The following is an 11,634-nucleotide window of genomic DNA, read 5'->3' as shown; positions in this document are numbered from 1 at the left end:
TTCCTTATTAATTATTTTGGGCGGGCGACAGAAAACGTTTTGTCTAGCGTGGCATATTCGTTTCCACCGAGGCGAGCTAATGGATCCACTGCTAGAGCGTCGACTTTTAAACGATCACCTTCCATGGATATGACCCGTTCATCAACATAAATGTGTTCAATTTCAGCAAAGATTAAACTTTGTGGCGTCTCACCCATCTCAATGACTTCATGTAACTTACAGCCAAATGCAATTGGCGCGCCCGAAAGCCTTGGTAATTCGAACCCTTTAAAATCTGTTGTTTCGAGTTGAGTAACTTCCAGTTCGGATTCTCCATACTCTAACGTTGCTGAAGACTTGGTGACTTGCTCTGCTAGGTCGCTCGGTGCGATGTGGATAACCAACTTACCGGTTTCCAATGCATTTCGCGTGGTGTCTTTGATGTCTCCATTGGGCTTTTTCCCCACAGAAATCATCAATAAAGGTGGGCGACTGGAAACCGCGGTAAAATAGGAAAATGGCGCTAAGTTGAAGTTTTGCTCACCTGAGTCTGTGAGCACCCAAGCGATTGGGCGAGGAATGACAGTTTGAGTCATCAAATGGTACACCTGCGTTGGTGCAAGCGTACTGAGATCTATGTTCATACGACGTCCTTGGTCTTTGAAAATCTCAAATGAGCCCGCAGCTCAATTTTCTGAAAGAATCAGTGTACCCCTCTCACATGCAATTTCACCTAGTTTTCTCATTTTGACAGCAACTTTTACCAATCTGACTTCCATATTGACAAAACCATTGCTTCAGAAACCTAATTTCATCGATGAAATGGTCGAATTTCAGAATAAACCCTTCACATAGAAGCGAGAGGATCAAATCACCGCTGTAGAGAGCCTAGGCCCACAACAAATTAACTGACTGTTTTAAATGAAAATCCCGTTTTTCTTGATTTCAGATTTCAATACCAGAGGCTTTCTTTTTATAGCGCTGACAGGTTTTGGCATGACTGATGCAAATGTAAGCGTGTCCCAATAAACGCAGCGAGGCGCCATGTTTGCCAATCAGAGCCGCCGACCTAAACAGAGGGGAAAAGCTAAGTCAGGGAGCCCACCTCGACGAAAAATACCCCTATCATTCTCCTAACGAAAAAGACCCGTTTGCCCTACGGGTCTTTTTATTTATGTCATCGACTTCACTTTTGCTTGCTCGTTAAGCTTCAAACATTCGAGCTGCACATAAAACCTAGTTGAACAAATAAGCTACAATAGCCTAAGCACTTGTTCTCTAAGAGGAAGGATATGATGAGCAATGATTCAAATACCTGCGTCATAATCGCAGGCGCAACTGGGCTTGTTGGCAAAGAAGTCATCGCTAACCTCCTATCACAACCCAGCATAGAAACCGTATACTCTCTTTCTCGAAGAGCGCTTTCTGACATTGCCGACATTGAAAGCAAGATAGTGCCTATTATTGATGCCGAGCTTTCCATTCACAATTGGGATGAACAACAGCCAACTCCTAGTATCGGAGTAATCTGCTTAGGTACGACACTCAAGCAAGCTGGCAGTAAGGAAGCGCTACGAAAAGTCGACGTAGAGCTGGTCTGTAAGGTTGCCCAACAAATGAAAATGATAGGAGTGAAACGAATCGCGATAGTTTCAAGCTTGGGAGCGAAAGCTTCATCATTCTCTCATTATCTCGCCTGTAAGGGGCAGATGGAAAAGAACATTGAGAAAATGGGGTTCGAAGAAGTCGTCTTTGCTAGACCTGGTCCCTTAGTCGGCCAACGTGATACACCCCGTACCGACGAGAGGCTCATTCAATCACTTTCTAAGGTCACTCGACCATTAATGTGGGGAAAACTCGCCGATTTTGTACCGATTCAGGCTAGAGATGTCGCTAAGGCAATGATTTATCAACTTTTCAGCTACCAAGAAGAGCCCACTGTCTATTTGCATAGAAGGGAAATGTTGGACTTAATTAAACACTTTGGCTAATCAAACTCAAATCAATTGAATTCTTCAGCTTTGGCTTTTTCATTTTCACAACGTCACGTTGCATCTTTCGTTGCGAGTCAAAGCTTTGAATGGTCTAATACTCCTATCGGTTCCGTAAACGGTAAGCAGAATGCACCAAGATAATCAGCCCACTTTTTTCTTTTTTGATTACGAGACTTGGGGAACAAGTCCAGCCAAAGATCGCCCAAGCCAATTCGCCGGCGTCCGCACTGATGAAAACTTCAATATCATTGGTGAACCTTTGGTGATGTACTGTCGCCCACCCGCTGATTATCTTCCTTCACCCGAAGCAGCTTTGATCACTGGCATTACACCACAAAAAGCGATGCAAGAAGGTCTACCTGAACCTGAATTTATCGCTAAGATCCACGCAGAGCTTTCTAAACCAAATACTACTAGCCTTGGCTACAACAGTATTCGATTCGATGATGAAGTCACACGTTACACCTGTTACCGCAACTTTATCGATCCTTATGCGTGGAGCTGGCAAAACGGCAACTCACGTTGGGATTTACTTGACGTCATGCGCGCGTGTCACGCCCTCCGTCCTGAAGGCGTGGAATGGCCAGAAAATGATGAAGGTTTCCCGAGTTTCAAACTTGAACATTTATCTGTGGCAAATGGCATCGAACACAGCAACGCCCACGATGCGATGGCAGACGTGATTGCAACAATTGAGATGGCGAAAAAAATCAAAGCGGCTCAACCTAAGTTGTTTGATTACTTCTTCTCTATGCGTAATAAGCGCAAGCTTAACGAACTGGTCGATATCGTTAACATGACGCCATTGATGCACGTATCTGGGATGTTGGGACGTGAATGCCAGTACACCAGCTGGATTGTGCCTGTTGCTTGGCACCCAACAAACAACAATGCCGTTATCACTATTGATTTGGCAAAAGATCCACAGCCAATTCTTGAGCTTTCCGCTGAAGAGTTAAAAGAGCGTTTGTACACCAAACGTGATGAGTTGGGTGACTTACTCCCTGTACCAGTGAAGCTCGTGCATCTGAACAAGTGCCCTATTCTAGCGCCAGCGAAAACACTCACTGCTGAGAATGCAGAATCTGTTGGTATTGACCGTCAGCAATGTCTAACTAACCTCGCTTTGTTACGTCAACACCCAGAAATTCGTGAGAAACTCATTAACCTATTCTCTATTGAGCGTGAGTACGAAAAGAGTGATGATGTAGATACGCAACTTTACGATGGTTTTTTCTCGCCAGCTGATCGCGCGGCGATGGACATCATTCGTGAAACGGACCCAACTAACCTAGCTGCACTGGATATTGAATTTGATGACAAGCGCATCAAACCGTTGCTGTTTCGTTACCGTGCTCGTCACTACTCAAGCACACTAGATGACCAAGAGCAAAGACGCTGGGCACAGCACTGTCGTGAAGTCTTTGAAAGCCAGATTGAAGAGTATATGCTTAATTTAGAGAACTTAGTTCACGAACATGAAAGTGACGAAAAAAAGATAGCAATACTAAAATCTGTCTATCGTTATGTAGAGAGCCTAGCCTCCTAATTTCTTACCTTGTTCAAGCGCACCTTCGGGTGTGTTTGTTGTTTTATATGCTGTCAAAATGATAAAAGATCGATTATTACAGCTGATCCATTTGCTCATTTCCCTCGCACTCATCATGGGAGCACTTGGTATCGGCAACACCATTCAAAAGTTCGCTGGCATTTCGGTTCCTGGAAGTGTCCTAGGCATGCTTGTGCTGTTTTTCTCCATGACTCTTGGCTTAGTCAAAGTCGAATGGGTTAAGCCCGGCGCGACACTTTTCATTCGCTACATGATTCTACTCTTTGTCCCTATCAGTGTTGGGCTGATGCAGCACTTTGATATGTTACTAGCGAACGCGCTTCCTATTATTGCTAGTGCAGTTGGTGGCTCACTGATTGTGTTGGTCACCTTAGCGTGGTTCTTAGACTACTTATTAAAGGAGAAACATTGATATGTGGTTACTCGTCACTATTGTGGTTTTCCTTGCCGCACGCCAAATTGCTATTAAGGTAAATAATCCTATTGCGAACCCCCTTTTGATCAGCATCGCGGTGTTAATCCCGTTACTTACCTTTTTAAAAGTGCCATTTGAAACGTACTACGCAGACAACGAATACATCAGCTTCTTGCTGCAACCAGCCGTTGTTGCACTGGCGTACCCGCTGTACGAGCAACTGCCACAGATCAAATCAAACTGGCGCATTATCGCTCTGGCCTGTACGTTAGGTAGTGTAATGTCAATGCTAACAGCGACGCTCATCGCGGTAGCGTTTAAAGCAGACATCAGCTTGATTGCAAGCTTAGTCGGCAAGTCGGTAACGACACCTATCGCAATGGAGATTTCTAGCCACCTGGGTGGTGAAGCTGCTGTTGCCGCTATTCTAGTGCTTATTGTGGGCTTATTCGGTGCCATTCTCGCGTACCCGATCTTTAACCTCATTGGCATCAAACACCCTATTGCACGCGGCTTAACGATGGGTACGGTATCGCATGCTTTGGGCACTGCCACCTGTGCAGAAAAACAACCAGGCGATGCTGCCTTCTCGTCCCTTGCATTAGTGCTTTGTGGCATCATCACTTCTATCCTTGCGCCTAGCTTCTTTGCTTTAGCTGTTTGGTTGTACCAATAAAGACCTCAATGACCTGCCTTGCTTTACTCTCCTCTAAAGCGAGCGGGTCATAGCCTCTCCTAGAAAACTCGCAGTATGAATATCAGTTGATATAGTTATTAGTGGGACAGAGATAACGTTAAATCGTGATGAAATCGAATACATGTGTGACCTCACTCTAATTATGTAACGTAAAGTTCAATTACATCAATTAACGTGATCTAAAGCACGGAACATTTTCATCCTTCACATAGAATAACTGTCCATGCACTAACAAGGATTCAACATGAAAAGTCGCATTGAACAGGCGCTAGCAAGCGCTCCTGAAGCACTTTCAAAACATCTTGCTCCTATCGTCCAAGCAGACGATTTTGATGCTACTATTTCTGAGCAACAGTTTGATGAGCTGCTAAACGCTACCAATCTTTCTGATAAAGAGCTTCGTGTTGCTCTACTTCCTTTTGCCGCAGCGTTCTCTTACGCTCCTATTTCTGAATTTTATGTTGGCGCGATCGTTCGTGGCCTTTCTGGTCGCCTTTACTTCGGTGCAAACATGGAATTCTTTGGCGTTCAGCTAGGGCAAACCGTTCACGCAGAGCAATGTGCAATTAGCCATGCATGGATGAAAGGTGAACGTGGTGTAAAAGACATCACCATCAACTACAGCCCATGCGGACACTGTAGACAGTTCATGAATGAGCTAAGCACTGCGAAAGAGCTTAAGATCCAATTACCAGAACGCGAAGAAAAATCACTGCATCACTACCTTCCTGAGGCGTTTGGCCCTGCAGACTTAGGTATTGAGTCAGGTTTGATGGCGGAAGTGAAACACGAGTTTGTTTACGATGAAGACGATACTCTGATTCAAGAAGCTGTTAACGCAATGAACATCAGCCACGCGCCTTACACGAACAACCTCAGTGGTATTGCTCTTGAGATGAACAGTGGTCGCGTATTCCAAGGGGCTTATGCAGAAAACGCAGCATTCAACCCTAGCCTACCTCCACTTCAGGTTGCACTAATTCAAATCCTGATGGCAGGAGAGCAGTTTGAAAACATCAAAGCAGCGGCACTAGTCGAGAACTCGCAAGGCAAGATCAGCCACCTAGCTGATACTCAATCGACGCTAGAGGCACTAAACCCTGATATTCCAGTAAGTTTTGTGAACGTTTAACTCATTCAGGCCTCAAGTAATAAGCTCTACTCTGTGTAGGGCTTTTTTATTATCAAAAAATCCACGCAAACGTTTGCTTCGAACTAAAAATTCAGTATGATCCCCTGCAATTTCTGTTTCATCACTTTATTTTGTAAGGGAACACTATGTTCGGTACTGCTACTAGCACTCATGCTACCCGTGTATTACTTTTGGGCTCAGGCGAGCTTGGTAAAGAAGTGGCAATTGAATGCCAACGTCTTGGCTTGGAAGTGATCGCATGTGACCGTTACGCCGATGCTCCAGCAATGCAAGTGGCGCATCGCAGCTACGTCATCGATATGCTTGACGGCCAAGCACTAGAAGAAATCATCAGCAAAGAGCAGCCTGCGTATGTAGTGCCTGAGATTGAAGCTATCGCGACTGACAAATTGGTTGAGTTAGAAGAAAAAGGCTTGAACGTTGTTCCTACTGCAAAAGCGACCAAGTTAACAATGAACCGAGAAGGTATCCGTAGGCTCGCTTCTGAAGAATTGGGCTTAACCACCTCTCCTTACCAGTTTGCAGACAACTTTGAAGACTTTAAAGCGGCGGTTGAACATGTAGGTATCCCATGTGTTGTTAAACCAGTGATGAGCTCTTCGGGCAAAGGTCAGAGCGTGATTAGAACGGAAGAAGACGTTCAAACCGCTTGGGAATACGCACAAGAAGGTGGCCGTACTGGTGCTGGCCGTGTCATTGTAGAAGGCTTTATCGATTTCGATTACGAAATCACGTTGCTAACAGTACGTGCAGTCGATGGTGTACATTTCTGTGCGCCGATCGGACACCGACAAGAAGACGGTGACTACCGTGAGTCATGGCAGCCACAAGCCATGTCAGAGAATGCAATCAAAGCAGCAGAATACACGGCTGAGAAAGTTGTTAATGCGCTAGGTGGCTACGGCATCTTTGGTGTGGAGCTATTTGTTAAAGGAGACAAAGTTATTTTCAACGAAGTCTCCCCTCGCCCGCACGATACCGGCATGGTGACGATGATTTCTCAAGATATGTCTGAGTTCGCGCTTCACGTACGCGCGTTTACTGGCATGCCGATTAACAGCATCGTTCAGTATGGGCCATCTGCATCCGCGGTTGTTTTAGGCCAAGGTACATCAACTGATATCCGCTTTGACAATCTTGCCAAAGCACTGGCTCAGCCACAAACTCAAGTTCGTTTGTTTGGTAAGCCTGAAATCGACGGCCGCCGCCGCTTGGGTGTCGTTTTAACCCGTCGCAAGACCATTGAAAATTCGATTGAAGATGCAGTGAACAACGCTTCTAAAGTACAGATCGTTTACTAATTCCGCGAATCCACACAAGAAAAACAAAAGCGCAGCTCAATTGGCTGCGCTTTTTCTTTGTGTAGACTCGAATAAACCACTACTTGCTCTCGATTAAATACACTTCTTCAGAGAAACGGCTGAGCCCTTTCTTAGCGATTTTCGGATGGTTCTCGTCGGCCTTGTCTACGTGCAAACAAGTAATTTTGTAACCCGCAAACAACTGTTCGATCTCCTCGACTGGCACACTGAACGGAGGGCCTGACATCTCATCCTGAGGATAGTTGAGCGTCACTAATAAAATACGTCCGCCAGGGTTTAGTAACTGCTTAACGCGTGCGGCGTATTCTTCTCGCATCTCTAGCGGCAATGCAACGAGTGCAGCACGATCATAAATGATGTCCGCTTTTGAAACTGGGGCGGTAAAAAAGTCGCCAGTATAAATGGATAGCTCATCGAACTGATACAGCTCATGCATACCGTTAACTGGTGTTACGGTAGGTGTGTAAAAATGTTCAGCAAAAAATGCACGCACGGCAATTTGGCTCAGTTCCACACCCTGCACTTCATTGTGTTTCGTCGCAAGCCAGATTAGGTCTTCTGACTTGCCGCATAATGGAACCAGCACTGTGTCTTCACGTTTTGGGTTCGTGTGCTGCCAAAATGCAGGTAACAGTGGATTCACATCTTCAAGGTGAAACCCAATTTGATTACTGGCCCACTTAGTGTGCCAAAATTCTTGATCTCTCATTTTACTTCTACTTGTCGGCTGATAATTGTAATGAGCGCTTAGCGCAACTTTGTGGACTAAGACTAATGATTTTTCCAAATTTGTCTATGGCGTTCATCTTTGGTTAATACTGCGATGGTAGGATGACTATCGTTCAAGAAGGAACCCTTGCTTTTTCTGGTTGTCAGAATAAAGGAAGGAAAAATGGTGATCTAGAACACGATTCTACTATAAGGATAAAAGTCGACCTTGGGATCGTTCATAGAGGCCCCATTAATTAGGTAGAACCTGATTTGTTAATCTTAGTGACCTTTTCGTTACCCATTTTCTAAGTGCAAACAAGTTAAGGAGAGTGAATGAGCTTATTTTTACGTACTACAGCATTGATGCTTTTAGTACTAAGCCGTGCGCCGGCATTCGCCGCACTTCCAAATGTCCCGAGTAACGAGCAAGATCGTTCTGCTAGCCAAAACGAAGTTTGCTCAAAATTGTTCAAGCATAGCCTTAGTGGTCTATATGGCATTCAGTCAATCGACTCTAGACCAACTCAACCTTATTCAGATTTCGACGTCCTTTATAGTAAAGCTCACCAAGCACAGTTCGAGCTTGAAACCATCTGTAAGAGTACAGCCCTTCTAACTGACGCTCAGCCATACTTCGCAGGCGTTAAATCTCAACATCGTGCCGAAGAAAAGATTGCCCTCGAACTTGACGGCCAAGTCGAACGTATTACTGACTTAGCACGTGCGACCATCGTCGCTGATGATGTAGCGAGCCTAGTATCTGTGTATGAAGCATTGGAGCGTGAGACAACTATCGTAAAAGTCAAAAACCGCTTCAAAAAGCCAACTGTATCTGGGTACCGTGACTTGAACCTGTTGGTTCGCCTTCCTAAAACTAACCTTATTGCCGAAGTTCAATTGCACCTAAAAGCAATCGCTGATGTAAAGAACGGCCCTGAACACGATTTGTACGAACAAATTCAGAAGCTAGAGCGTCAAGCGCTAGTAGAGGGTCGTAACCTAAACGATATCGAAATGGCATCGATAAAAAGCATGCGCACTCAATCGAAAAACTTGTACCAGGGCGCTTGGCATCCATACCTAACAACACACTTAGAAGCTGCTTAAAGTAGAAGTCTTCCAAACAGCTAAGCTAACCTACCCAATACTAAAGACCACCGCTATTGCGGTGGTTTTATTTGTTCTTTAGCCACTACTGAAAAACACAAACAAAAAGACCACGACAAAGCGTGGTCTCATTCCATGTCACATGGCTTACTGGTCAATCTTTATGTTCTCTACGCGAGCTTTTAACTTCTGACCCGGGCGGAACGTAACGACTCGTCGAGCAGTAATTGGAATATCTTCACCAGTTTTCGGGTTACGACCAGGTCGTTCGTTTTTGTCACGAAGGTCAAAATTACCAAAACCTGACAGTTTTACCTGTTCGCCACTTTCGAGTGCCTTACGAATTTCTTCAAAAAACACTTCCACCGTTTCCTTGGCGTCCCGTTTACTAAATCCCAATTTATCAAACAGGTTTTCTGCAAGTTCGGCTTTTGTGAGCGCCATAAAACTTTCCTCAAAGCTATGTTAAACAATGCTACCTTAGTGTAGCGCCAGAGCAGTTTTACCCTACCAATTCAACAACATATCGGGGTTACATCAGGAAGTGTATGCCAAGCTTATGATTTTCGCCAACTTTTTTCTTTGCTAATATACCGAATATTTCACCATCGAAGTACTTTACTCACCAGTATTTCCAGATTTTACTTTAATTCCCTCTAAAGTTAGGAAGCTATCCAGTCTAAATTACTAGTTTCAAACATCAAAACAAGATTATTCACTATTTAATAAAAATGTCAGATACTGGTCACTTTACAAACAATTGACATAAAACTTCTCAGTTTTTCAGTAGTTTGAGTCACTCTGAAAATAGATCTGACCAGTTGTATTCATTGGAGTTTTTATTCAGTTTCTACTGATCTGGTAAAAAAATGAAACCTTGAACAAAAGCAAAATTCTGCACGTTGTATCATGACGGTGAAAGGAAAGGTTGATACTGTTTTCATATTCCATCTCACCATCAGAGTACCAATATGCTTCACCAAGTCGTCAGCATTCTATTCCCAGTCTTTGCTTTGGTTTTTGTTGGTTATTTAGTTGGTCGCTTTATCAAGCCCGACTTTCGCCCAATAAATCGCATCAATATGGATGTATTCACGCCTGCACTCGTATTTTCGTCTCTAGTAAGTATGCCGATCGACATGGGTCAAGCTCCTCTTTTGCTTGCCGCTATTATTGCGGTAATCGTACCTGGCATTGTGATGGTGCCAATTACAAAGTTGACAGATCTATCCTTCAAAGCATGGGCGCCACCGCATATGTTCAGAAATAGCGGAAACCTAGCGATCCCGTTGTTCACTTATACTTTCGGAGAGCTCGCTCTCCCTTCTGCGGTGCTGCTGTTTGTTGTCTCCGCGTGTTTACATATCAGTTTAGGCGTGATGCTTCTTAGTAGTGGTAACCCGCTTAAACAAATCATTAAAATGCCGATTTTTTTATCCGCTTCACTCGCACTGGCTATGAATCTTTCTGGGGTTAGCATTTGGAATCCACTGTATGAAGCAACGGCATTACTTGGTCAAGCTGCCGTCCCAGTTATGCTTCTTTCATTGGGCGCACAGATGTTAAATCTGAGGTTGGATGGCTTAAAGGTAGGCCTCGCGTGTACAGCACAATCACTTGGGACAGGCGCGATTGCATTTGCACTCATTTATTGGCTAATCCCACTACCGATAATGCAACTGCAAATGATGGTACTGTTCACTATGCTTCCACCAGCCGTGATGAACTACTTGTTTGCTGAGCGGCTGAACATTGAGCCAATGACAGTCGCTTCAATGGTCTTGTTTGGCAACTTCTTCAGTATACTCACATTACCGCTATTGCTGATGTTCACCCTATCGCTCTCCTAATTACTCTCTACCATCAACTTTACTATTAAAACCGGAGAGTTGAATGTTAGACTGGCATAAAAATACCCACTACCCTCGGGGCGACTAGACCTTATGAAGTCAATTATCCAGATCAGCGATTGCCACTTAAGTGATGAGCCCAGCTTTGAAAACCTGCGTAAAGCCCTGCTCCTTGCTCAGAAAGATGCTTCCTGCAATATCCTTTTGCTTACTGGTGATCTTTGTTGCAACCCCAAAGCGGGTGACTACCTGACTCTACTAAATGTTGTAGAAGAACACATCCAAGATAAGTCGATCTTCGCGATTGCGGGCAACCACGATGATGCAAAGTTGATGAAGCAAGAGCTGAGCGGCAGTGGTATCAAAGTCACAGATAGAGCGAGAATCCACAACCGTGAAGTCTTGTTCTTAGATTCCAGCACCAAACCTTTAGATAAGCGCCATCCTTTAGGCTCTGGCCGTATCGATAACCGCGGGCTAGCACGTTTGAATAAACAGCTTCGCCATACAACCAACCCAATTGTTGTAGTCCACCACCCTATTATTCCCGTCGGTTCAGCATGGATGAAAGCCATTTGCTTGGAAAACGATGCAAGCTTACTTGCGCTTTTGGCGAAGCATCAAGTTCAAGATGTAATTTGCGGGCATGGTCATGATGCATTAACGGTCACACAACAAGGTATCACCCAACACATGGCACCGGCGACGGCCTACGGGTTTGACCACGACATTAATGAATATAATCGAAGTGATAGGATTGGCGTGAATAAGCTTTGCTTTGAGGAGGAGGGAATTACCGTCGAAACGATTTGGCTGTAGCTATTCTCTATTCTCTA

The 11,634-nt window shown here is 44.5% G+C and carries 12 protein-coding genes; 9 read left to right on the top strand and 3 right to left on the bottom strand.

What is annotated here, in order from left to right:
• Positions 1-11: 11 nt before the first annotated feature.
• Positions 12-623, bottom strand: a complete 612-nt coding sequence (locus KIV41_RS05685) for a flavin reductase family protein (protein ID WP_285335878.1) — start codon at positions 621-623, stop codon at positions 12-14.
• Between the two features lie 651 nt (positions 624-1,274).
• Between KIV41_RS05685 and KIV41_RS05680 the strand changes: the two genes are divergently transcribed.
• The 6 genes from KIV41_RS05680 (at position 1,275) to purT (ending at position 7,109) form a co-directional block, all read left to right on the top strand.
• Positions 1,275-1,970 carry an NAD(P)H-binding protein gene (locus KIV41_RS05680; protein ID WP_285335899.1) on the top strand — a complete coding sequence of 232 codons (696 nt, stop codon included), beginning with the start codon at positions 1,275-1,277 and terminating at the stop codon, positions 1,968-1,970.
• Between the two features lie 130 nt (positions 1,971-2,100).
• Entirely contained in the window at positions 2,101-3,522 is a 1,422-nt protein-coding gene (sbcB, locus tag KIV41_RS05675) for an exodeoxyribonuclease I (RefSeq protein ID WP_285335877.1), read from the top strand.
• A 58-nt stretch (positions 3,523-3,580) separates the two neighbouring features.
• On the top strand, positions 3,581-3,955 hold the full coding sequence (locus KIV41_RS05670; RefSeq protein WP_010448702.1) for a CidA/LrgA family protein: 375 nt from the start codon (positions 3,581-3,583) through the stop codon (positions 3,953-3,955).
• 1 nt (position 3,956) lies between these two features.
• Complete coding sequence (locus tag KIV41_RS05665) at positions 3,957-4,634, top strand: LrgB family protein (protein WP_010448701.1); 678 nt, start codon at positions 3,957-3,959, stop codon at positions 4,632-4,634.
• 265 nt (positions 4,635-4,899) lie between these two features.
• Positions 4,900-5,787 carry a cytidine deaminase gene (cdd, locus tag KIV41_RS05660; RefSeq protein ID WP_038886933.1) on the top strand — a complete coding sequence of 296 codons (888 nt, stop codon included), beginning with the start codon at positions 4,900-4,902 and terminating at the stop codon, positions 5,785-5,787.
• 146 nt (positions 5,788-5,933) lie between these two features.
• Positions 5,934-7,109, top strand: coding sequence for a formate-dependent phosphoribosylglycinamide formyltransferase (gene purT / locus KIV41_RS05655; protein ID WP_285335876.1), 1,176 nt, complete (start codon positions 5,934-5,936; stop codon positions 7,107-7,109).
• Positions 7,110-7,188: 79 nt separating this feature from the next.
• Here the strand turns inward: purT and KIV41_RS05650 are convergent, their stop codons facing one another.
• Positions 7,189-7,839, bottom strand: coding sequence for a thiopurine S-methyltransferase (locus tag KIV41_RS05650; protein WP_071236205.1), 651 nt, complete (start codon positions 7,837-7,839; stop codon positions 7,189-7,191).
• A 335-nt stretch (positions 7,840-8,174) separates the two neighbouring features.
• Here KIV41_RS05650 and KIV41_RS05645 point away from each other — a divergent pair, with 335 nt between their 5' ends.
• Positions 8,175-8,948 carry a RelA/SpoT domain-containing protein gene (locus KIV41_RS05645; protein ID WP_010448694.1) on the top strand — a complete coding sequence of 258 codons (774 nt, stop codon included), beginning with the start codon at positions 8,175-8,177 and terminating at the stop codon, positions 8,946-8,948.
• Positions 8,949-9,095: 147 nt separating this feature from the next.
• On the opposite strand, the gene ihfA is transcribed toward KIV41_RS05645, so the two are convergent.
• On the bottom strand, positions 9,096-9,392 hold the full coding sequence (gene ihfA, locus KIV41_RS05640; protein ID WP_010448692.1) for an integration host factor subunit alpha: 297 nt from the start codon (positions 9,390-9,392) through the stop codon (positions 9,096-9,098).
• 527 nt (positions 9,393-9,919) lie between these two features.
• Here ihfA and KIV41_RS05635 point away from each other — a divergent pair.
• Both KIV41_RS05635 and KIV41_RS05630 read left to right on the top strand, forming a co-directional pair.
• Positions 9,920-10,798, top strand: a complete 879-nt coding sequence (locus KIV41_RS05635; RefSeq protein WP_285335874.1) for an AEC family transporter — start codon at positions 9,920-9,922, stop codon at positions 10,796-10,798.
• 93 nt (positions 10,799-10,891) lie between these two features.
• Positions 10,892-11,617, top strand: a complete 726-nt coding sequence (locus KIV41_RS05630) for a metallophosphoesterase (protein ID WP_285335873.1) — start codon at positions 10,892-10,894, stop codon at positions 11,615-11,617.
• The last annotated feature ends 17 nt before the right edge of the window (positions 11,618-11,634 follow it).

Origin of the sequence: Vibrio sp. D401a (assembly GCF_030248515.1) — a bacterium.
Lineage (GTDB): Bacteria > Pseudomonadota > Gammaproteobacteria > Enterobacterales > Vibrionaceae > Vibrio > Vibrio rotiferianus.
Note: the sequence above shows the minus strand (reverse complement) of the source record. Positions and strands in the feature narration are given on the sequence as shown.

Excerpts from the sequence above, each read along its gene's own strand:
- KIV41_RS05685 (WP_285335878.1), bottom strand. The coding sequence starts at position 623 with ATGAACATAGATCTCAGTACGCTTGCACCAACGCAGGTGTACCATTTG.
- KIV41_RS05680 (WP_285335899.1), top strand. The coding sequence starts at position 1,275 with ATGAGCAATGATTCAAATACCTGCGTCATAATCGCAGGCGCAACTGGG.
- sbcB (WP_285335877.1), top strand. The coding sequence starts at position 2,101 with ATGCACCAAGATAATCAGCCCACTTTTTTCTTTTTTGATTACGAGACT.
- KIV41_RS05670 (WP_010448702.1), top strand. The coding sequence starts at position 3,581 with ATGATAAAAGATCGATTATTACAGCTGATCCATTTGCTCATTTCCCTC.
- KIV41_RS05665 (WP_010448701.1), top strand. The coding sequence starts at position 3,957 with ATGTGGTTACTCGTCACTATTGTGGTTTTCCTTGCCGCACGCCAAATT.
- cdd (WP_038886933.1), top strand. The coding sequence starts at position 4,900 with ATGAAAAGTCGCATTGAACAGGCGCTAGCAAGCGCTCCTGAAGCACTT.
- purT (WP_285335876.1), top strand. The coding sequence starts at position 5,934 with ATGTTCGGTACTGCTACTAGCACTCATGCTACCCGTGTATTACTTTTG.
- KIV41_RS05650 (WP_071236205.1), bottom strand. The coding sequence starts at position 7,839 with ATGAGAGATCAAGAATTTTGGCACACTAAGTGGGCCAGTAATCAAATT.
- KIV41_RS05645 (WP_010448694.1), top strand. The coding sequence starts at position 8,175 with ATGAGCTTATTTTTACGTACTACAGCATTGATGCTTTTAGTACTAAGC.
- ihfA (WP_010448692.1), bottom strand. The coding sequence starts at position 9,392 with ATGGCGCTCACAAAAGCCGAACTTGCAGAAAACCTGTTTGATAAATTG.
- KIV41_RS05635 (WP_285335874.1), top strand. The coding sequence starts at position 9,920 with ATGCTTCACCAAGTCGTCAGCATTCTATTCCCAGTCTTTGCTTTGGTT.
- KIV41_RS05630 (WP_285335873.1), top strand. The coding sequence starts at position 10,892 with ATGAAGTCAATTATCCAGATCAGCGATTGCCACTTAAGTGATGAGCCC.